Annotated in this window: 20 protein-coding genes and 1 pseudogene; 9 read left to right on the top strand and 12 right to left on the bottom strand. The window is 50.9% G+C overall.

The window, feature by feature from the left end:
* Nucleotides 1-4 precede the first annotated feature (4 nt).
* The 3 genes from P8O70_19195 to P8O70_19185 are packed head-to-tail and all read right to left on the bottom strand — an operon-like array spanning nt 5 to nt 3,266.
* Nucleotides 5-841, bottom strand: a complete 837-nt coding sequence (locus tag P8O70_19195) for a carbohydrate ABC transporter permease (GenBank protein ID MDG2198966.1) — start codon at nt 839-841, stop codon at nt 5-7.
* A 34-nt stretch (nt 842-875) separates the two neighbouring features.
* Nucleotides 876-1,871, bottom strand: a complete 996-nt coding sequence (locus tag P8O70_19190; protein MDG2198965.1) for a sugar ABC transporter permease — start codon at nt 1,869-1,871, stop codon at nt 876-878.
* A gap of 27 nt (nt 1,872-1,898) precedes the next feature.
* Entirely contained in the window at nt 1,899-3,266 is a 1,368-nt protein-coding gene (locus P8O70_19185) for an extracellular solute-binding protein (protein MDG2198964.1), read from the bottom strand.
* A gap of 332 nt (nt 3,267-3,598) precedes the next feature.
* Here P8O70_19185 and P8O70_19180 point away from each other — a divergent pair, with 332 nt between their 5' ends.
* Together P8O70_19180 and P8O70_19175 are read left to right on the top strand one after the other, a co-directional pair.
* On the top strand, nt 3,599-3,967 hold the full coding sequence (locus P8O70_19180) for a RidA family protein (protein ID MDG2198963.1): 369 nt from the start codon (nt 3,599-3,601) through the stop codon (nt 3,965-3,967).
* Nucleotides 3,968-4,010: 43 nt separating this feature from the next.
* Nucleotides 4,011-4,799, top strand: a complete 789-nt coding sequence (locus P8O70_19175; GenBank protein ID MDG2198962.1) for a fumarylacetoacetate hydrolase family protein — start codon at nt 4,011-4,013, stop codon at nt 4,797-4,799.
* A gap of 294 nt (nt 4,800-5,093) precedes the next feature.
* On the opposite strand, the gene P8O70_19170 is transcribed toward P8O70_19175, so the two are convergent.
* From P8O70_19170 to P8O70_19135, 8 genes are all read right to left on the bottom strand, one after another.
* The gene (locus P8O70_19170) at nt 5,094-5,216 is read right to left on the bottom strand and encodes a type II toxin-antitoxin system HicB family antitoxin (GenBank protein MDG2198961.1); all 123 of its coding nucleotides are present in this window, start codon (nt 5,214-5,216) and stop codon (nt 5,094-5,096) included.
* Nucleotides 5,217-5,283: 67 nt separating this feature from the next.
* Nucleotides 5,284-6,429: an iron-containing alcohol dehydrogenase gene (locus P8O70_19165; protein ID MDG2198960.1), complete on the bottom strand. Its 1,146-nt coding sequence runs from the start codon at nt 6,427-6,429 to the stop codon at nt 5,284-5,286.
* 4 nt (nt 6,430-6,433) lie between these two features.
* On the bottom strand, nt 6,434-7,810 hold the full coding sequence (locus P8O70_19160; GenBank protein ID MDG2198959.1) for an aldehyde dehydrogenase family protein: 1,377 nt from the start codon (nt 7,808-7,810) through the stop codon (nt 6,434-6,436).
* Nucleotides 7,811-7,812: 2 nt separating this feature from the next.
* Complete coding sequence (locus P8O70_19155) at nt 7,813-9,177, bottom strand: glutamine synthetase family protein (protein ID MDG2198958.1); 1,365 nt, start codon at nt 9,175-9,177, stop codon at nt 7,813-7,815.
* A gap of 198 nt (nt 9,178-9,375) precedes the next feature.
* Nucleotides 9,376-10,413, bottom strand: coding sequence for a TRAP transporter substrate-binding protein (locus P8O70_19150; protein MDG2198957.1), 1,038 nt, complete (start codon nt 10,411-10,413; stop codon nt 9,376-9,378).
* Between the two features lie 50 nt (nt 10,414-10,463).
* Nucleotides 10,464-11,789 (bottom strand): TRAP transporter large permease subunit, encoded by a 1,326-nt coding sequence (locus P8O70_19145; GenBank protein MDG2198956.1) that lies wholly within the window; start codon nt 11,787-11,789, stop codon nt 10,464-10,466.
* Nucleotides 11,789-12,355 (bottom strand): TRAP transporter small permease subunit, encoded by a 567-nt coding sequence (locus P8O70_19140; protein MDG2198955.1) that lies wholly within the window; start codon nt 12,353-12,355, stop codon nt 11,789-11,791. The genes P8O70_19145 and P8O70_19140 overlap by 1 nt, the downstream gene beginning before the upstream one ends.
* Nucleotides 12,356-12,624: 269 nt before the next feature.
* Nucleotides 12,625-13,530, bottom strand: coding sequence for a DMT family transporter (locus P8O70_19135; GenBank protein ID MDG2198954.1), 906 nt, complete (start codon nt 13,528-13,530; stop codon nt 12,625-12,627).
* A 268-nt stretch (nt 13,531-13,798) separates the two neighbouring features.
* Here P8O70_19135 and P8O70_19130 point away from each other — a divergent pair, with 268 nt between their 5' ends.
* The 6 genes and pseudogenes from P8O70_19130 to fliG all read left to right on the top strand — a co-directional run bounded on the left by P8O70_19130 (nt 13,799) and on the right by fliG (nt 18,898).
* Nucleotides 13,799-14,311 carry a ribonuclease H-like domain-containing protein gene (locus P8O70_19130; GenBank protein ID MDG2198953.1) on the top strand — a complete coding sequence of 171 codons (513 nt, stop codon included), beginning with the start codon at nt 13,799-13,801 and terminating at the stop codon, nt 14,309-14,311.
* A gap of 11 nt (nt 14,312-14,322) precedes the next feature.
* Entirely contained in the window at nt 14,323-15,432 is a 1,110-nt protein-coding gene (locus tag P8O70_19125) for a mandelate racemase/muconate lactonizing enzyme family protein (protein MDG2198952.1), read from the top strand.
* A 136-nt stretch (nt 15,433-15,568) separates the two neighbouring features.
* On the top strand, nt 15,569-16,051 hold the full coding sequence (locus P8O70_19120) for a CoA-binding protein (protein ID MDG2198951.1): 483 nt from the start codon (nt 15,569-15,571) through the stop codon (nt 16,049-16,051).
* Entirely contained in the window at nt 16,048-17,349 is a 1,302-nt protein-coding gene (locus tag P8O70_19115; protein MDG2198950.1) for an O-acetylhomoserine aminocarboxypropyltransferase, read from the top strand. Before P8O70_19120 ends, P8O70_19115 begins: the two co-directional genes overlap by 4 nt.
* A gap of 42 nt (nt 17,350-17,391) precedes the next feature.
* A pseudogene (locus tag P8O70_19110) lies at nt 17,392-17,775 on the top strand (DUF1989 domain-containing protein).
* Nucleotides 17,776-17,890: 115 nt separating this feature from the next.
* A complete protein-coding gene (gene fliG / locus P8O70_19105; protein ID MDG2198949.1) occupies nt 17,891-18,898 on the top strand; it encodes a flagellar motor switch protein FliG in 1,008 nt (335 codons plus the stop codon).
* Between the two features lie 89 nt (nt 18,899-18,987).
* Here fliG and P8O70_19100 read toward each other — a convergent pair whose 3' ends face one another.
* The gene (locus P8O70_19100; GenBank protein ID MDG2198948.1) at nt 18,988-19,437 is read right to left on the bottom strand and encodes a hypothetical protein; all 450 of its coding nucleotides are present in this window, start codon (nt 19,435-19,437) and stop codon (nt 18,988-18,990) included.
* A 242-nt stretch (nt 19,438-19,679) separates the two neighbouring features.
* Here P8O70_19100 and P8O70_19095 point away from each other — a divergent pair.
* Nucleotides 19,680-19,964 (top strand): aldo/keto reductase (locus tag P8O70_19095; GenBank protein ID MDG2198947.1); only part of this gene is annotated, 285 nt, incomplete at its 3' end.

Here is a 19,964-nt window from a genome sequence, read left to right as displayed (position 1 = left end):
TTATTCAGGTTTTCAGGGCTCCTTCCATCAAACCCTTGAAGAAGAGTTTCTGGGCCATTGCAAAGGCAATAATCCCAGGTAGCACGACGATCACATAGACTGCAGCAATCCGGGGCCAGGCCCATTGACCCATACCCCCCTGAGCAGAGGCAAGCACTACCGGCATGGTACGAACTTCCTGATCATTGGTCAGTGTTGCTGCGAGCAGGTACTCTCCCCAAGCAGTCACAAAGTTGACGATGATGATCACGACTAGGCCGTTCTTAGCCAGTGGAATCCCAATCAGCCAGAGAGTTCTCCAAGGTCCGGCTCCGTCCATTCTGGCCGAGTCAATCAACTCTCCAGGAACTAGCTGAAAGATGCTGCGCATGATCAGCACGCTCACTGCCAGGTTCAGAGTGATGTATGGCAGGATCAGCCCGTTGGTGCTGTTAATCAGACTCAGGTAATCTTGGATTTCATAAACTGAAATGATTGAGACCACCCGAGTTGGAAAATATAGTGAGAGTACCAGAACTGTTACCAAGAACAGGCTCCCCTTGGGCTTCAGGTGGACAATTGCATAACCGGCGAGAACCGCACAGACGGAGGTGATCAGTACAGTCGCTGAGGTCACATAGATACTGTTGAACAGGTTCTGTGGGAGAGTGTCGATCTTTTCGAAAACGTAGGCGTAGTGATTGAAATCAAACTTGCGAGGCCAGAGACTTCCTCGCATCGAATCAGGCATAGATTTGATCGAGAGCAGTAGCACCCAGGCCAGCGGCAGCAGGATCGTCAACATAAAAAAGACGATCAATGTGTGCCGGATAATATTGGTGAGTGGAAGTTCCTTTTTCATCAGTTGCCTAGAGCTACGGTTGCCATTGCCAGCGTCAATCACGTGAACGGAAGATGTAGATTAGCCAAGTGACGAAGACCATCATCGCCAGTGAGCCGACCATCCCGATAGCCGCAGCGAATCCCTGTCGCCAGAGCCCAGTTTTGAATGCCTGGTCATACATGAAGATCGTCCAGGTATACGTTGGAGATTCCCGATTGAAGCCTCCAAAGATTAGGTACTCGTCAATCACTCCCATCGAAGTGCCAAAGCGCAGGATCACCAAGATCAGCATGATTGGTTGCAGACGCGGTAGGATGATGTGCCAGAAGACCTGCCACTCACCAGCACCGTCGATTCGGGCTGCTTCCGGAAGATCCTTAGGGATAGCAGCGAGCCCAGCGAGGAAAAAGACGCTGTGATAACCCAGACCCCACCAGACCTCCATGATTGCCACTGAGGGCAGTGTTAGGTCAGTTCCTCCCAGCCACTGTGGAGCGTTACGGTAGGTGAACCAGCCAGTTACTTCGACCAGAAAATGGTTGATCGGCCCAATCTGGTAGTTGTACATCCATTTCCAGAGCACAAAAACCAGAGTGCTGGGGATCACCGCAGGAATCAACAGAATCACTCGGTAAACCGTAGCCAGACGCTGGTTCTGAACGCCATGAATCAGAACCGCAAGCAGAAGGGGGATGATGATGGTTCCTGGCAGGAACATCGCGGTGAAGTAGGCGGCTCTTCCAAGGCTATCCCACATCAGTGGATCACTCAGCACCTCAACATAGTTGTCAAAGCCAACCCAATTGGCTGGATCGTTTGTCAGGTACTTATAGTCAGTAAAGCTGATCCAAACGACCCGGACAATGGGGTAGACCTGGTACCATAGAAAGAAGAGAACAGTCGGCAACAGAAAAACCCAGTTGTTGTGCTCAACAAGCCAGGATTTCGGTGTCGGTCCATTGATAGCAAGGTTCCCGGTAGTCACTTTCGCTGTTTCCCCTCGTGTTAGCAACCAGAGTAGTGTTGCCTGGAGAAGGTCTTGTGACATTCTCCAGGCAAGTAGTTTGGCGCAGGTTTAACCGCGCTTCATCTCAGCTTGAACGGCATCGACCACTTTCTGCATGGCAACTCTTGGATTTCTTTCCTCACCCTTGAGGTAAGATTCCCAAATTGGTTTGCCAATTTGAAACTGCTGGAGGCCGAAGAGGTGATTGGTAATCGCCTTTGCCTGATCCAACTGTCCACGAACAAGATCCACAAAGTCGGGTAGCCAATCAGGTTGACTTGATTTCCAGCCGGCATAGAGAGACTTGTACGGAGGCAGTTGCCCTGGATGTGCAGTCTCAGTTCCCGCAATTGAATCTTTCCAGATTTGCTGATCGTAGGTCAACGCTTTGACATACTCTGCCGCCTTCTCCTTGTTCTTGCCATGTTTGAAGAGAGCAGCTCCAGTAGTCCAGAAGACGGTGGAACCTTCTCCACCAGCAAACTTTGGCAATGGTCCCATTCTAAGGTCTTTCGGGTTGTCCCAGTACTGAGCCATTCGCAATGGAGCATTGAAGTACTTGTTGTAGTAACCAACTCGTTGGGCAGCAAAGGCAACTTCGTCAGGAGTTCCATTCACTCCACCATCACTTGTGCCTGCCAGCATGATGTCTGGATGAGATTTGCTCATGATGTTCTTCATCAGCATCAGCGCTTCGATAGCAGCATCTCCTGTGAAATCAAAGAGCCCCTCAGAGGTGTAGACATCACTTGACAGACTATGCGTGAAGGGAGCTAGTGAGCGCCAACCGTTTGCGTCAAAGGTTGCTCCAAATGGAGCTGCACCGCTCTCGATCACTTGATCAGCTCTGGAGAGGTAGTCTTGCCAAGTTGCAGGAGCACCGTCGGGAAGTCCTGCTTCCTTGACGATTCCTGCGTGCCAGCCAGTTCCAATCACGTCCAACAGGAAAGGCCAACCGTACATCTTGCCATTAATTGTGCACTCCTCTCGAATTGAGGGGATAATGTCATCAATCACATCTTTCGGGATATAGTTATCCCAAGGCTCAATGACATCTGCTTCGATCATCGCAGTCATTTCCACAAATGGTGTCTGCCCGACATAGACGTCCCATGTACTGTCTTTCTTCTTGGCTTCTGCCACAAAACGTTCAATCCCAAAGCCCTCTACTGGGGCAATCTGATAGTTGACATCAGGGAAGCGGGAATTGACCTGGGGAATGCCCGGATGCAGATCTTCAATCCACTGGTAGAAAGTAGGAGTGAGAGGGCGGCTCTGTGCTTGAGCGAAGTTACCAAAATTGGAGATCACTCCAACTCCGGCCAATCCCAATCCTGCCGTCAGTGTCTTGGAAATAAATTCACGACGGTCCATCTTGTGATCCAGCAAATCCTGCCGAAGTTGCTGTTGATAGATCAGTTCTTTCTCTTTTCTCATTAGTTACCTCGTTGGTGGTTCAGGAAGATCAATCTAACCCAAAAACTCGCCGTCTGATTGACGTTATTTTCATGGATTGTCAAGGTTGTTTTTGTGATGAACTAACCTATGCTTACTCGTTTAAATGATTAAATAATAAATGTTTTCAGTTTTTTAAAACTTTATTGTGAATGTTTTTAATATTTTGTCGAACAATTACTGAAATTCTCTTCCACTTGACCTACTAGCCATCCTGTCCTAAATTCGGCGAGCTTCAGTGAATCCAATCCGGTTGGCAGTGGCCACTGTGATTCGGGTTCATCAATATTACCTTTCAATGATCCATGGAGTTTCTGATGACCAAGCAATGTTTTGGCACGTCTCATGTCCCTCTCTCGCCTGCTGTTCGTGCAGGAGATTTTGTTTATGTTTCCGGGCAGGTGCCGGTTGGTGCCGATGGCAAGGTGGTCAACGGAGGTATCACCGAGCAGACCAAGCAAGTACTGGAGAACATCAAGTCGGTGCTGGCCCTGGCCGGTTGTACGATGGAAGACGTGGTCAAGACGCATGTCTATGTCCAGGACGCCCGGGACTTCGGTGGCTTCAACGCGGTCTATGCCGGTTACTTCCCCAAGGATCCCCCCGCTCGAACGACGGCAGAAGCTCGCTTGATGATTGACATCAAGGTCGAGATCGAAGCGATCGCCTACAAGCCACTCTGACCATTTGGAACCTTCCCACAGCACACCTCAGCAAGGAGGCCAGATGACCCCGGAAGCTCGACAGCAAGCGGCCCAACACTTCTGGCAGCACCTGGATAGTGGACAGCGCATTGCAGAACTGACGGATGCCCAGCGACCAAAGACGGAAGCCGAAGGACACGCCATTCAAGCGGCCTTTGCAGAGCATTCTTCGCAACCGATTGCGGGCTGGAAGATCGCTGCGACCAGCAAAGCTGGACAGCAGCACCTGGCGATTGACGGACCTCTGGCTGGACGGATGCTGATGGAGCGGGTGCTGCCCGACCAGGTGACACTGGATCTGCAGCACAATTTGATGGCTGTTGTCGAAGCAGAACTCGCCTTTGTTTTTGGGGAAGACTTGCCTCCACAAGAGCAGCCTTATTCCGTAGAACGGGTGCTGGAGGCAGTGGCAGATTTGCGTCCAACGATCGAGATTCCAGATTCGCGCTATTCAGATTTCACGAAGGTTGGCAAGGCTCAACTGCTCGCGGATAACGCCTGTGCCTGGTGGTTGGTGGCTGGGGCTGCAGCACCCTCCGATTGGCGATTTGCCGATCTGCGAGAACACCAGGTGCAACTCTATCGCAATGGTCAGTTGGCAGGAGAAGGGATCGGTTCTAATGTGCTGGGTGATCCAAGAGAGGCACTGACCTGGCTGGTCAATGACGTCAACTCGCGTGGTAAGACCCTAAAAGCAGGACAGTTGGTGACCACTGGAACTTGCCTGGTCCCAGTGACTGTCCAGGCAGGCGATGAGATTCTCAGTGATTATGGGGGGTTTGGGAAGTTGCGGATGCGGGTGGCTGGGTGAGTCAAAAGAATTGGATAATTTGGGCTAATCAAGCGCTGAAATTTTTTAAATCTTTTGTGCAAGCAGTTCTTTGATTTTTTGGTGACAAGGAACTGTTTCAACAGCACCAGTCGCAGGTTGCATCCAAGAGAATGAGAGGCTCCTTTACACTTCAGAGAACACTCTGCCTGATGTAATTTGCGCTCTAAATCCCTTCGTTTCAGGACACCTTCAATTCTTCAAGGATGGCCCCTTCTGGAAGTCCACGTTGAAAGTCAAGTAGGCGGTCTTCCAGCAGCAGTTGGATGGCTTCCTTCAGGTTTTACTTGGTGTCCTCAATGGTTCTCCTTGTCCATTGGCTCCTGGAAATTCTCGGCAACTAGCCCAATAGCCACCTTCAGGACAGACTTCAATCAAGGCAGTCATGGTTCTCTTCATCTTCCCTCTTTTGGTGGTGGACGTTTCGTCAACCTTCTCCTGAGGAACAGAAGATCCACGACACAACTCAGAGCAGGTTTTCGTACAATTGACGGGTATTCTCCGGAGTCATGGCAACTGGATTGCCACCAACACAAGGATCGGTCAACGCTGTACGAGTGAGTACTTCCAGATCAGGATTGCTCACGCCCAACTCGTCCAGGTTGCGTGGAATGCCAAGGGAAGCGTTCAGTTGATCTACAAACGCAGCAAAGCCCTCAAAACCACCATCGATGTTCAGGTAGGCGGCGGCTCGTTCAATCAATCCTTCGATCACAGGACGGTTGAATTGTAGGACAGTGGCCATGCAGACGGCATTGGTGGTTCCGTGGTGAGTGTGATACATCGCACCCAGTGGATGACTGAGCGCATGAATTGCGCCGAGACCCTTGGTGAAGGCGGTAGCCCCCATCGCAGCAGCACTCATCATATGTGCTCGAGCTTCGAGATCTGTTCCATCCGCATAGGCCCGTGGGAGATACTCCTTCACTAGACGCATGCCCTCCAAGGCGACTCCCTGGCTCAGTGGATGATAGAAGGGAGAACAGTAGGCCTCGAGGCAGTGAGCAAAGGCATCCATGCCGGTTCCAGCCGTAATTTTTTGGGGCATGCCAACGGTCAACTCTGGGTCGCAGATCACCGCAGTTGGCAGGATTTTCGGGTGGAAGATGATCTTCTTTTCCTGGGTTGCCGTATTGGTTAACACTCCAGCACGACCGACCTCAGAGCCGGTTCCAGCCGTGGTTGGCACCGCGATGATGGGTTTGATACCGTTAGGATTCGCGCGAGTCCACCAGTCTCCAATATCCTCAAAATCCCAAACTGGCCGAGTTTGTCCAACCATGAAGGCGATCAGTTTGGCTAGGTCCAGTCCAGATCCACCACCAAAGGCGATCACTCCATCAAAACCTCCTTCCCGAAAGACCCGTAGGCCTTCTTCGAGGTTCTTCTCGTTAGGGTTCGGATCGACTTCGGCAAACAAGGCACGCCCTAAGCCTGCGGATTCGAGCAGTTCTAACGTTCGTTGAGTAATATCGAAGCTGGTTAGTCCACGATCAGTGACAAGCAAGGGTTTTTGGATCATGGCAGTAGCACAGGCCTCAGCGATTTCAGCAATGCGTCCGGCTCCAAAGCGAATGGCGGTCGGATACGACCAGTTTCCAACCAGTTTCATAGGGTCACGTCTGTTTGAGGTGATAGGATTTGGGACGAGTCAGCGCCTGGTAACCGAGTATGGACAAGCTAGCCCCACGGCCGGTGTCTTTACAGCCAGTCCAGCAAAGTCCAGGATCAAGGTAATCGCAACGATTCATGAAGACAGTTCCAGTCTGAATTCGGGTGCCTAAGGCTTCAGCTGCGTCAGTATTCTGGGTCCAGATGGAAGCCGTTAGTCCGAAATCACTATCGTTCATCAGTTGAATCGCCTCGTCATCATCTTTGACGGACATGATCCCGACGACAGGACCAAAGGTTTCGTCTCGCATCACCCGCATCTGATGATTGACGTTTGTCAGAATCTGTGGAGTGACATAGGCCCCTCCATCATCTTCGGCAAAGGTTGGGATGTGGGCAGTGGCTCCTTCCTGGAGGGCTTCGGTCACTTGTTCACGAACTTCCCGAGCGAAGCGGACGTTAGCCATCGGTCCGAGGGTGGTTTCTTTCAGTAAAGGATTGCCCAGACGGTAGCCCTTGACCAGAGCAGCAGACTTTTCAACAAAGGCCTCGAACAAGCTCTCGTGTACATAAATGCGTTCAATTCCACAGCAGCACTGGCCAGAGTTAAACATCGCTCCATCAATCAGCGTGTCGACAGCCGTATCCAGGTTTGCATCAGCGCGAACATAGCCTGGATCCTTACCGCCCAGTTCCGTAGCAACTGGGACGAAGGTTCCCGCAGCAGCCTGCTCCATCTTCTTGCCACCTCCAACCGAACCGGTGAAGTTGATGAAGTCGAACTGGCGATTGCGGATCAGCTCAATAGTGGTTTCATGATCAAGGTAAACATTCTGGAAAACATCTTCGGGAATTCCCACCTTGTGGAATGCCTCAGCGAGGCGCTCCCCCACCTGCAGGGTCTGTGTGGCGTGCTTGAGAATCACAGCGTTGCCCGCAATCAACCCGGGAACCAACGCATTGACAGCGATCAGGTATGGATAATTCCAGGGAGCTACGACAAAGATCACCCCGTGAGGCTCCCGCTTGATCAGCCGTCGAAAACTGCTGCTCTCCTCTACGACCAGAGATTCCAACGAAGATGCTGCGATCTTGGCCATATGAAGGGCCCGCTCTTCAAAGCCCCCGAACTCTCCCCCGTAGCGAACTGGCCGACCCATCTGATGGGCTAGTTCAACGGCCATCCGGTCCACCGTCTGTCCTACCTCGGTGACTGCCTTGAGACATAGATCAACTCGCTCCTGCAGAGGTCGAGCTGCCCAATCTGACTGAGCTGCTCGAGCACGAGCCACGGAAGAAAACGCAGCCCCAGGCGCCAGCGTTTCGCGTTCGAGATAAACCGATCCGTCAATCGGTGAGACGCATTGTAGTATCTTGGTCATACTCAGGCCCTTTCAAAACCACGTTTGATTTCCCAATCAGTGACCACTCGGTCAAACTCTTCCTGTTCCCACTCCGCGCAGCGGACATAGTGATCAATGACTCCATCACCCATGGAATCACGCAACATTCTTGAGTTGCGCAAAGTTTCAGTAGAGGCTCTCAGGGTGGATGGCAGTTCCCCGACGTTTTCGTCCTGATATAGATCTCCTGTAGTGGGAGGAGGCAACTCAAGCTGATCTTCCAGACCTTTGAGACCTGCTGCCATCAAGGCCGCTTCTGCCAGATAGGGATTCAGATCAGCCCCACCAATCCGGCACTCTACTCGGACTGCCTTGGTGTCGCTGCCACAAAGGCGAAAGCTTGCTGTCCGGTTATCGATCGACCAGGCGGTCTTCGTTGGAGCAAAGGAGCCTTTCATGAAGCGTTTGTAGCTGTTGACATAGGGCGCCAGAAACCAGGTGTAGTCAGAGGCATACTTGATAAGTCCAGCCAGGTAGTGGCCCATCAACTTGGACATCCCATGATTGCCCTTGGGGTCGTAGAAAACAGGTTTTTCCTCATTCCAGAGCGAGAGATGAATATGTGTGGCACTTCCCAATCGCTTTGGATTCCACTTGGCTAGAAAGCTCGCAGCGTGTCCATGTTGCCAGGCGACTTCCTTGGTGGCGTTCTTGGCGATTGTGTGATGATCTGCACATTCCAGAGCATCGCTGTAGCGGATGTTGAGCTCCTCTTGACCAGTCTCGGCTTCTCCCTTGGTGTTTTCCACAGGAATGCCAGAGGTGAAGAGATGGTTACGCAGAGGACGCAGGATCTTCTCTTCCTTGGTGGTCTGCAGGATGTGATAGTCTTCGTTGTATCCACTGATCGGCTCAAGGTTCTGGTAGTTAGCCCTACGCAGTTGATCAAAGCCCTGTTCAAAAAGGAAGAACTCCAGTTCTGTCGCCATTTTGGCGGTCAGTCCATATTTCTTGAGACGTTCGATCTGCTTCTGCAGCATCGCTCGAGGAGAATGTGGAACGTACTTGTGCGTGTGATGATCAAGAATGTCGCACAGAACCAGCGCTGTCCCTGGTAGCCAGGCAGCCAGTCGTAGCGTACTTAGATCGGGCTGCATCACGTAGTCTCCATAGCCAGCGATCCAGCTCGAAGATGCGTAGCCATCGGGAGTGGCCATCTCGAGATCGGTGGCCAACAGGTAGTCGCAGCAGTGGGTTTCTTGGTGGGCGCTGTCGAGGAAGTTCTGCACGTGAAAGCGCTTGCCCATCAGGCGGCCTTGCATGTCCACCAGACAGACCAACACCGTGTCGATGGAACCTTCTGCCGCTAAGGACTTGAGGTCTTCGAAAGACAGGTTTCCGGCCATGATTCGGCTTGGGCTAGAGGATAGAGAGAAGAAATCGATACTGGGAACCGACTAAGTTGATTCCCAGCATGCGACTCAGGAGTAGTGATAGGGTTGACCCGCCACTGGCGAGTCATTGAGTAAGGTAGTTCAGCATATTTTGGATCTCTGACAGAAACGTCGAGGCACCATAATGCGACCACCTCCAGCAAGGTCCAATCAACCGAAGTTGTAAGGAGGCCCTGCCTGCCCAATCACGTCATTGTAATCTCGGAAGATCTTGACGATCTTGGCGTGGAGTTCGCCTTCTTCAGCGATCTCACTCCAGAAGACCTTAGCGGCATCTTCCACAGCTTTCCACTCACTCTGTGGAATTGAGCGCAGCTTCAACTTGTCACCCTGAGCACGGAGCCGGGCTTCTCCACCCCAGTACCACTGGTTACGGTAGGTGTGACCAGCTTCGATCGCGGACATGACAACAGCTTTCAGATGCTCCGGCAGGTTTGCCCATTGTCGCTGGTTGACGAAGAAAGAGCCAATCCAGGCACCAGAAATATTGTTGGTCAGGAAGTAGTCCGTCACATTAGCCCAACCAACAGTGTAGTCTTCGGTGATTCCAGACCAAGCCATTCCATCGAGCTCTCCTGTTTGGACAGCAACTTCGGCGTCCTCATAAGGAATGGAGACAGGCACTACGCCAAACTGGGAGAGAAAGCGTCCAGCTGTTGGGAAGGTGTAGAGCTTCAATCCTTCGAGGTCAGCGAGTGAGGTAACTTCTTTCTTGGTGTTGAAGTTACAAGGATCCTGTCCCGCTGCGGACAGCCAGGCCACTCCCACTTTCTCATATTCAGAGCGCCAAATGTCGGCTAGTCCATATTGATTGAACAGAACTGGAACATCCAGAGCGTGCTTCGTTGCTAAAGGGAAGTAACCACCAAATTTTTGCAGTGGAGTTGGAGAGGCCATTGAGTCATCATCTGAGTGAACGGCATCAATTGTTCCACGCTGTAAGGCCTGGAAGAGTTCACCAGTGGGGACAATTTGGTCAGCATAGTACAGTTCGACTTCCATCTCACCCTTGGCAGCGGTGTTGATGTAATCAACAATGGGCTTGGTTACATGCTCACCAAGGGCAGCACCAGCGTAGGTTTGGAAGCGCCATTTGATTGGGGCCTGTGCTGTGATGACAGCTGGTGCAGCAGCTACAGCTGCGCCACCTAATGCAGCTTTGCGAAGGAACGAACGTCTCGAATTCATAGAATTCTCCTTGGTTGGCTGTTTGGATTGCTCCATGAGAAATTGGGGGGTCACTTCTCATATATGTAGTTAGGAAGCCATAGCGCGATCTCGGGGAATACCATGACCAGCGCAAGGGCAAAAACCATCACAAGTACGAAGGGTGTGATGGAACTGTAGATGTCGCGAATGCCAATCTCTGGAGGGGCCATTGCACGCATCAGAAAGAGGTTATAACCGAAGGGCGGTGTCATGTAGGCGATCTGACAAGTGATAGTGTAGAGAACACCGTACCAAATTAGGTCAAATCCAAGTGCACCGACAAGAGGTACGTAGAGTGGTGCGACGATCACCAGCATCGCAGTGTCATCGAGAAACGTCCCCATCAGCAGAAAGCTGAGTTGCATCAAGATCAGGATCATCCAGGGGCTGAGGTTAAGCTGAGTCGTGAACAGATTCTCGATCGCCTTGACGGCGCCGAGTCCATCAAACACTGCACCGAAGGCCAGTGCGGCGAGAATGATCCACATGAACATGCAGGAGACCCCGAGGGTTTGCCGCACGGAGTTCTCAAACACATTGCGGGTCATCCGGCCTTTCAACACGGCCGCCACGAACGCCGCTACTGCGCCCAATGCAGAGCTTTCTACCAGAGAAGTCCAACCATTGACAAAGGGCACCATCATCACGAAAAAGATGACCAAAGGCAACAGCCCTGCCCTGAGTAATCGTAACTTTTCTGGCCAACCCACGTTGCGTTCTTCCTTACTGAGTGCAGGTCCTAACTTGGGATTGGCTTTGCAGCGGATTGCAATGTAACCGATGAACAGGGCTGCCATCATCAACCCTGGAATGATTCCTGCCAACCAGAGTTGACCGACTGGCTGTCTTGCAATCATCGCATAGAGAACCAAAACCACCGAAGGAGGAACCAGAATGCCTAAACTCGAGCCTGCCTGGATTACTCCGGTCACCATCCGCTTATCGTAATTTCGTTTGAGCAATTCAGGGAGCGCAATCGTGGCCCCAATCGCCATTCCTGCGACACTCAGCCCATTCATGGCCGAGATAAGCACCATCAGTCCGATGGTGCCAATCGCCAGGCCTCCGGAGAGCCCTCCCATCCAGACGTGGAACATTCGATAGAGATCATCCGCGATTCGTGACTCTGAGAGCACATAGCCCATAAAGATGAACATCGGTAGCGTCAACAACGGATACCACTTCATTAACTTCATTGCGGCAGAGAAGCCAAGATCGTAACCTCCTCGATCTCCCCACAGGAGCAGAGCCGAAACTACAGCAATGAACCCAATTGCCCCGAAGACCCGCTGCCCAGTGAGCAGCATGAGCATCATCGAGGAGAACATCAGCATGGCGATCATTTCGTAGGACATCAGACCAGCTCACCTTTCAGTCGCAGAATGTCTTTCAAGAACTCGGAAATGCACTGCAACAGCATCAGCGTAATGCCAATGATCATAACCATTTTCACAGGCCAGAGATAGGGATGCCAGGCTGAAGAGGAACGTTCTAGCATGCCAATTTTCTCTGAACCATCTAGTAGTCCTGTGAAAAAAGAGAAGGGTTCCATGCCAAAGTAGCCTAGGGAGTAGGCAGTCGATCCGATGGCTCCGTAGAGCAGCACACAGAGGTAGAAAATCAGGAAAAATACGGTGAATAAATCAAACCAGGACTTTTTACGCTGCGGCCAACTCCCGTAGAGTAGGTCCATCCGTACATTTGAACCAAGCTGCAGGGAATAGGGCCCACCGAGTACATAGTAGCCAACCATGACAAACTGAGCCATCTCCAGAGTCCAGAGAGATGGGACAAAGAAAGTCTTGGAGATCGATGAATAGAAGAGCACGCCCATCAAGAGAAAAATCCCGTACATTGTGCAACGACCAATCACCCAATTTAGTCGATCCATGCATTGAATGTATGCTCGGGCTAGGCGCATAGGGTATCAACTCTTGAGGATGCGTCTTTGCGAGGAAGGCTAATGATTGAAAATGAAGGAACAAAAACTAAAGCCTCTGAAGACCGTGGTCAAGGTCAATGTGCGGTAGCGGCTGTTCAGTGAAGAATGTTTACTAATCTTGTTGGGGCGAAAAATCCAAATCGTTTTCCTGCGTTTTATCCTTGCCTGCTGGGCTAGATGAATAAAATTTCAGCTAGTTTGTTCAATTTGTTCAGCAGCGTGTAGCTGTTCCAGAGAAGAATTAGATTTCAATCATCACTCGGTTGTCGCCGAATGGCCATCCGCTTGCCGATGGCCACCGTGCCAACAACAAATCCGGCAAAGAGGAAGGTTTCCCAGCCAATGGCTTCCCCCAATAGCAGCCACGAAAACAATAGGACGAAGAAGGGCATCAGCAGTTGGGTCTGGCTGACTCGAGCCACACCACCCATTGCCAGTCCCTTGTACCATGCAAAGAAGCCTAAAAATTGGCTGAACAAAGCGACATAGAGGAAGCCAATCCAACTCGACCAGGATACTTCTTCTGGAAGATCCTGACCCAACCAAAGGGTCGCTGGAAGCAGTATGGGGCTCCAGGACAGTAGGGTCCAACAGATCGTTTGCCAACCACCAAGCTGCGCAGACATCTCAGCCCCCTTGACGTAGCCATAGGACGCAGAGATCACTGCACCAAATAACAACCAGTCACCTGCTTGAAAGGAACCCCCACCTTCTCTGAGAGAAAAGATAATCACAGCAGCACTGCCCAAAACTCCGCAGATCCAGAAGCCAACCGAAGGCCGCTCACGTAATAGAATGGTGCTGGTGATAGCAGTCGTTAGCGGTAGGATTCCCAAGACCACACCACCATGGGAAGCTGGCACAAGCTGCATAGCTACTGTCATCAAGACGGGGAACCCAAAGATCACACCCAGGCCAGCCAGCCAGAGTCCCTTCCACTGCAACCGTGTGGGTCGTGGCTGTGATGTGATCAAAAGGATTGGCAGTCCCACCAAAGCCGCCAGCATCGCTCTTCCTGAGGCAACAAAATAGGGTGAAAGCGACTCCACTGCCAGGCGGGTCATTGGCAGAGTCAGGCTGAAAATCAACATCCCCAGCATTCCAAACAGCCATCCTTGAAACTCTACGGAGCGTTCCTTGTTTTCTAACAGCATTCTTTAATACTCTTTGGTTTCCACTGATGCGCTTTTTTCCACGAGATCGACACTCAATCTCGTGAGGTAATTTTCAATGACTTTGTAAATTTCCTACCGTAAGTGCTTCAGCATCCTTCAAAGTGATTACGCAGTCCAGTTCGAGTCTTGGAAATGGTTTGAATTGAGACATTGCAGGCTGCGGTAACTTCTGGCAAAACATGCAGTTCAACCTTCAGGAGTCTGCATTGAAGGACATTTCTTTAGCGGTCAGTTGAAGAGCGATTCTATGTACTTGGATATTGAAACAACTGGACTGAGTCCAACGCGGAACCAGATCACAACGATTGTCTGGTGGTCTGCAGCACGGGGCTGGGGACACTGGATTGCCGGAGAAAACACTCCTGAACAATTTTGTGAAGCATGGCAGGCTTCCTCGGAACTGATCACCTACAACGGTAAACGCTTTGACGAACCCTTTCTCGTTGAGCACTTTGGGGTGGAAAAACACTCAGATCATACCGACCTCTGCCAGGTCAGCCGTAAACAAGGCCTTTGTGGAGGATTGAAGAAAATTTGTGAGAATCTGCAGATCCGTAGTCCCACCTATCTGAACGAGTCGAGTGGAAGGGATGCAGTCTTTCTCTGGCAACGCTACCAACGAGAGGGCAATTCTCTTTGGCTCAAGCGATTGTTGCATTACAACGCCTGGGATGTCGTGATGACCTACCGCTTACACCAGATCCTGCAAAATGAACCGATAGGAGCTATAGAGCAAACAATGCCATTCGAACGAGCTTGAGGAGCCAAGCCTTGAACAACGAGATCAAATCTATCGTATCCGAACACTACCGGATTCCATTGGTAGAAGTACTCTATGACGCCAAACATGGGAACCACACTCATTTTGAATTAATCACTGTCGAAATTACGCTGGAGAGTAACCTGACAGGAACGGGTTACACCTATACGGGGGGTAAGGGTGGAAGTGCGATTCATCGCCTGCTAGTTGACGACCTCATTCCAACACTGATTGGTCAGGATGCTGACAAGGTGGAACAACTCTGGGAAATGCTGAACTGGCATGTTCATTTTGTGGGCAGGGGAGGAGTCGCTAGCTTTGCCATCGCGGCATTGGACATTGCCCTCTGGGACTTACGAGCGAAGTCCGAAGAGCTACCTCTCTGGAAATTCTTGGGTGGTGGTCAACCCGAAGTTCGAGCCTATGCGGGTCTCATCGACTTGAATTACACGATGGAACGCGAGCAAGAGGTGATCGCTAAGAAACTGGAACAGGGTTGCCGAGGCATCAAGATCAAGATTGGTCTGGATGATCTGCAGCAAGACATTCAACGCACGAGGAGCATCCGCAAGCTGATACCTTCAGATGTCGAATTCATGGTGGACGCCAACATGAGGTGGGATGTAAAGGATGCCATTTGGATTGGTAAGGCAATGGAAGAGCTGTCGGTGACTTGGTTTGAGGAACCTACGCTGCCAGATGAATTTGCTGCCTTTCAGAAGATTGGAGAACAGATCCAGATTCCCCTGGCGCAGGGGGAAAATCTTCACACACTCCTCGAATTCCAAGCCGCTTTACAGACAAACGTGTTGCGGTTTCCACAACCAGATGTGGGAACGATCGGGGGCATCACTCCTTGGTTAAAAGTCGCCCAACTTTGTGCGAATCGGGATCTGATGGTTTCTTCACATGGCATGCACGAACTGCATGTGAGCCTCTTGGCGGCCGTTCCAAATCCAGGTTATCTGGAAGTCCACTCCTTCCCCATCGATCAATATGCAATCCAGCCGTTTCGGTTCAGTAATGGTCTGGCTAGGCCACCTGAAGGGATTGGCCACGGAGTGGAGTTTGACTGGGATAAATTGCAAAAATACGCAGTATCAACGGTTTGTATTGACTAAATTAGTGCGACTTCTTTCAACCGACAGGGCTTGAACTTTTCGCTTTGGAGGTGATAGCCATCTACCCTTATTTTTGGAAGTCTCTTTTTTGAAACGGGCAAGTACCCGCAAATTTAAATCTTTATCAAACATCATTGTGAATATCTCAACCACTGAACTATCAGATCGGCAACTACGGGAGATCCTGCGCAGTGTTCGCCGGATCGCGGTAGTAGGAGCCTCTACCAATTGGAAACGTCCCAGTTTTTTTGTGATGAAGTACCTCTCTCAGAAGGGCTACCAGATGCTACCGGTCAATCCAAGAGCTGCGGGTCAGACCCTGCTGGGAGAAACTGTGCAAGCCAAGTTGGCCGATGTAGGACCAGTTGATATGGTTGAGGTATTTCGCAGAGGGAAGGAAGCTCCTACAATTGCTGAAGAAGCCGTACAGTGTGGGGCAAAGGTGCTTTGGCTACAAATTGGGGTAGTCAGCGAGGAAGCCCGTGAAATTGCCGAAAGGAATGGTCTTCAGGTCGTCATGAATCGCTGCCCGAAGATCGAGTACTCCCGTCTCTGGGGAGAACTAGGCTGGCAAGGTATCAACACTGGAGTGATCTCCAGCCAACGGAGGCATCGATGAAGAAGCCCCTCCATGCTCAGTACGGTTTCGAGACGCTAGCGATCCATGCGGGAACGCCACCGGAAGCAACTACCGGAGCACGTTCCTTTCCAATCTATCAGACAACCTCCTACGTGTTCGAAGACGCTGATCATGCCGCATCGCTCTTCAACTTGCAGACGCCCGGGTTCATCTATTCCCGTTTGACGAATCCGACTGTGGCAGCGCTGGAGGAGCGGTTGGCTACACTCGAAGGAGGGCGGGGAGCCACCTGTACCGCTTCGGGACATTCATCCGAAGTTTTGGCACTCTTTGCCCTGATGTCTCCTGGGAAGGAAGTGATCGTCGCGAACAAGCTCTACGGGGGTAGTATCAATCTGATGGGCAAGAGCTTTCAGAAATTCAATTGGAAAGCGATCTTTGTCGAAGCCACTGATCCGGATGCGTTCCGACAGGCGGTAACGGAAAACACACGCGCTGTTTTTGTCGAGAGCCTAGCCAATCCGGGCGGTGTGGTGATTGACCTTGAAGCCATTGCCAAGGTGGCTCAGGAAGCCGGTGTGCCACTGATCGTGGACAATACGATGGCGACCCCAGCCCTCTGCCGGCCTATCGAATGGGGAGCAGATCTAGTCACCCACTCCACGACCAAATTTCTCTCTGGACAGGGCAATGCGGTTGGTGGTGTGGTGATCGACTCTGGAACCTTTCCCTGGCTTGGCAATGAGAAGTTTCCCAGCCTGAGTCAGCCAGCAGCGGAGTACAACGGAATCACCTTTGCTGAAACCTTTGGCAATGATCTGGCCTACACGCTCTACAGCCATGCGGTTAGTTTACGCGACCTTGGCTCAACCATGTCTCCCTTTCATGCCTGGTTGACCCTCAACGGTGTAGAGACCTTGGCTTTGCGGATGGAACGACATTGCCAGAATGCACAGCGAGTCGCAGAGTTTCTGCAGGGTCATATCCAGGTGGATTGGGTATCTTATGCGGGCTTACCAGACAATTCTTTCCATCAGTTGGCTTCAAAATATCTTGAAGGTGGTGCTGGGTCGGTCTTCACCTTTGGCATCAAGGGAGGTTACGAGGCAGGTGTGACTCTGGTGGAGTCGGTAGAATTACATAGTCACGTTGCCAACATCGGTGACACTCGATCCCTGATCATTCACCCAGCATCGACTACCCACCGACAATTGACAGATGAGCAGCGCGTGGCTGCAGGAGCCGGTCCAGAAGTGATTCGCCTCTCGGTGGGGTTGGAGCGGGTTGAGGACATCATTAATGATCTCGATGAGGCCTTGCAGCAGTCCCAACAGTAATAATTACAGGCACTCACGATGGGTGCCTCCCTTCAGACCCAATATCATCACTGCTGACACTCCAACCTAATCCGCAGCTTGGCCCAAGAGACAGGGCTCTCAACAGCTGAGATAGAAACTGATGTGCACGATGTACTTAATGTCTTCATGTGCACAGGTTTTCTGCAGAACACTCACCAGTATTTTATGAAGGCCAGTCTCATCCACCCAGGAGACTATCTGGAATTCTTTGCAGAAGTGAATCTGCTTGGGGCTATCTCTGCTTGCCCAGGAGGTGATTGTGGTAGTGAACACTCCAGTAACTCTTCTACTTGTTATCCCCTACGAGTGAAATATTAACGTCCCATCAATGACGAATCGACAAAAGCAGGTTGGCGCTCTCCATCCATCCATGGGTATGATCGCTCTCTCGGAATGGGGAACTAAAAAAATCTGTTCTTCCGACGGGCAAAGCGTATGTGGTTTGCATCTTTGCAAAGATTTGACACAAACTTTCTTTACACGTTCTGATCACACTGAAACTATTTTCTAAGGAGCAGATATGGCGGTTGGCAAACTAACGGGTCCCAAGAAAGCGGCGATCCTGCTGCTAGCCTTGGGCGAAGAAGGGGCTGCCGATGTCATGAAGAACCTCGAAGAAGCTGAAATTCAGCAGGTTGGCTACTACATGACTCGCTTCAACGATATCTCGTCTGAGGAATTGGATCAGGTTCTTGAAGAGTTTTATCGACAGTCCGTGATGAGTGATGGAGGAGGAGACCTGATGGCTTCTCCAGACTTCATCAAGAATGCCTTGAGCAAGGCTTTGGGTCCAGACAAAGCGAAAGAGCTTGGTGCATCGATGAGCGCTCAGACTGAAGACATGGGCCTTGAGGCACTCAAGTACATTGATCCCGTGATGATTTCCAACTACATCCGAACGGAACATCCGCAGACCATTGCCTTGATCATTTCCTACTTGGCCGATGTGGACCAGGCGGCTACTGTCCTGCGGACACTTCCTGAAAATCTCCAGGCCGATGTGGTTTACCGAATTGCTTCTCTGGACAGTATTCCTCCAGGGGTGGTCAATGAACTCAACGAAGTGCTAACGGACGAAATGAAACAGGCAGGTAGCATGGTGACCAAAGTCGGTGGAGTTGCACCGGTGGCTGAGATCCTCAACGCGATTGACAAGGCATCTGAGACACGAATCCTCTCCACGATTGAGGAATCAAATCCTGACCTTGCTGAGCAAATTCGTGAATTGATGTTCACTTTCGAGGATCTGACGCTGATTGATAGCAAGCAGATGCAGACAGTGCTGAAGGATGTGGATAAAGCTGATCTAGCGATGGCCTTGAAGACCGCCAGTGATGCAGTCAGGGAGTTGATCCTGAGCTCAATGTCCACCAGAGCTGCAGAAATGCTCAACGATGATCTGGAAAACATGGGACCAGTCAAAGTTGCGGATGTCGAAGGAGCCCAACAGAAGATCATTAAGGTTGTCAAGAAGCTTGAAGAGGAAGGCAAACTCATCATGGCTGGAGCTGGTGACGACGTCGTCTAAGTTACTTCCAACTCTGCTGGGTGGGATTGCTGAATCCCACCCGTTACTAACGTCTACTTACTTTCCCTACACTAACACTTGTTCCCGTACTAGCTGCAAGGCTTCAACTCTTCCAATGCAGTATGTGGCAGTTTGCCAAAGGCCACATACTGCTCTGTGATGGAAACACCAAGCTGTTTTCGAGTTCGTTGGATGAGTTTCATCTCCTTGGCAGAAATATTGTTCTCATCAATTGTAGCCGAAGCAACTCCAGCAGCAATGGCAGCAGCCCACATCCAGGCACAAGCGCGATGGCGTGTTTCTGCTGTACTGTTTTTCAGAACAGTAATGGCCGATTCATAAAATTCATCATGCTGGCTCGTTGCTTTCCACTTGCGGTGGTAGAGTGTCCATTGAGGATCACTAATCTTCTCATGTTGCTTTAGTAGCCATTTGACCTTCCCATCAATTTCCAAGCGTGCCTTCGCAGGCAATTCATCGGATTCCTGGACGAGATCCACCAGTACCATCAAGGCTTCATTTTCAGTCAGTTTGATCATAAACTCCGTTTTTGGTTAAGAGGAAAGGGCTACAGCAGTGAGGTAAATGGGTCAAAATGACCTAGGAAGTTTCCTGTAACAATCAATATGGCAGGCCTTGATTCGGCTGTCAGCAAAATATGAATCCTTGCACCGCATCTCTAATAGAGTATCTTGCGGAGAGCCATTTTTTGACTGTACCGACTCAGGAATGATACTGCTTTGGTCTTGATCGTAATTCAAAACTCATTTCAGGAAGTCCTATGCCCAATCCATTTGAAACCAACGCCCTGGGACCTAGTGGACTGAGTGTGTCACAACTCTCCCTGGGCGCAGCACCTTTTGGCAACTTGCTGAATAAAGTCTCTGAAGAAGAAGCACTCCTAACGATTGAAGAGGCTCTGAATTCGGGTATTAACTATGTGGACACAGCTCCTTTCTATGGATATGGTCTCTCTGAAGAACGGATCGGCCGTTGCCTACCGAAATTGTCCAGGCGTCCGCTGATTTCTACCAAAGTTGGTCGGCTGATTCGTCCAGGTGTCCGT

The organism is SAR324 cluster bacterium (assembly GCA_029245725.1).
In the GTDB taxonomy this organism is placed as follows: Bacteria; SAR324; SAR324; order SAR324; family NAC60-12; genus JCVI-SCAAA005.
Note: the sequence above shows the minus strand (reverse complement) of the source record. Positions and strands in the feature narration are given on the sequence as shown.

What these genes read in the sequence shown, in the direction of transcription:
- P8O70_19195 (MDG2198966.1), bottom strand. Translation starts at nt 841, where the DNA reads ATGAAAAAGGAACTTCCACTCACCAATATTATCCGGCACACATTGATC.
- P8O70_19190 (MDG2198965.1), bottom strand. Translation starts at nt 1,871, where the DNA reads ATGTCACAAGACCTTCTCCAGGCAACACTACTCTGGTTGCTAACACGA.
- P8O70_19185 (MDG2198964.1), bottom strand. Translation starts at nt 3,266, where the DNA reads ATGAGAAAAGAGAAAGAACTGATCTATCAACAGCAACTTCGGCAGGAT.
- P8O70_19175 (MDG2198962.1), top strand. Translation starts at nt 4,011, where the DNA reads ATGACCCCGGAAGCTCGACAGCAAGCGGCCCAACACTTCTGGCAGCAC.
- P8O70_19170 (MDG2198961.1), bottom strand. Translation starts at nt 5,216, where the DNA reads ATGAAGAGAACCATGACTGCCTTGATTGAAGTCTGTCCTGAAGGTGGC.
- P8O70_19165 (MDG2198960.1), bottom strand. Translation starts at nt 6,429, where the DNA reads ATGAAACTGGTTGGAAACTGGTCGTATCCGACCGCCATTCGCTTTGGA.
- P8O70_19160 (MDG2198959.1), bottom strand. Translation starts at nt 7,810, where the DNA reads ATGACCAAGATACTACAATGCGTCTCACCGATTGACGGATCGGTTTAT.
- P8O70_19155 (MDG2198958.1), bottom strand. Translation starts at nt 9,177, where the DNA reads ATGGCCGGAAACCTGTCTTTCGAAGACCTCAAGTCCTTAGCGGCAGAA.
- P8O70_19150 (MDG2198957.1), bottom strand. Translation starts at nt 10,413, where the DNA reads ATGAATTCGAGACGTTCGTTCCTTCGCAAAGCTGCATTAGGTGGCGCA.
- P8O70_19145 (MDG2198956.1), bottom strand. Translation starts at nt 11,789, where the DNA reads ATGTCCTACGAAATGATCGCCATGCTGATGTTCTCCTCGATGATGCTC.
- P8O70_19140 (MDG2198955.1), bottom strand. Translation starts at nt 12,355, where the DNA reads ATGCGCCTAGCCCGAGCATACATTCAATGCATGGATCGACTAAATTGG.
- P8O70_19135 (MDG2198954.1), bottom strand. Translation starts at nt 13,530, where the DNA reads ATGCTGTTAGAAAACAAGGAACGCTCCGTAGAGTTTCAAGGATGGCTG.
- P8O70_19130 (MDG2198953.1), top strand. Translation starts at nt 13,799, where the DNA reads ATGTACTTGGATATTGAAACAACTGGACTGAGTCCAACGCGGAACCAG.
- P8O70_19115 (MDG2198950.1), top strand. Translation starts at nt 16,048, where the DNA reads ATGAAGAAGCCCCTCCATGCTCAGTACGGTTTCGAGACGCTAGCGATC.
- fliG (MDG2198949.1), top strand. Translation starts at nt 17,891, where the DNA reads ATGGCGGTTGGCAAACTAACGGGTCCCAAGAAAGCGGCGATCCTGCTG.
- P8O70_19100 (MDG2198948.1), bottom strand. Translation starts at nt 19,437, where the DNA reads ATGATCAAACTGACTGAAAATGAAGCCTTGATGGTACTGGTGGATCTC.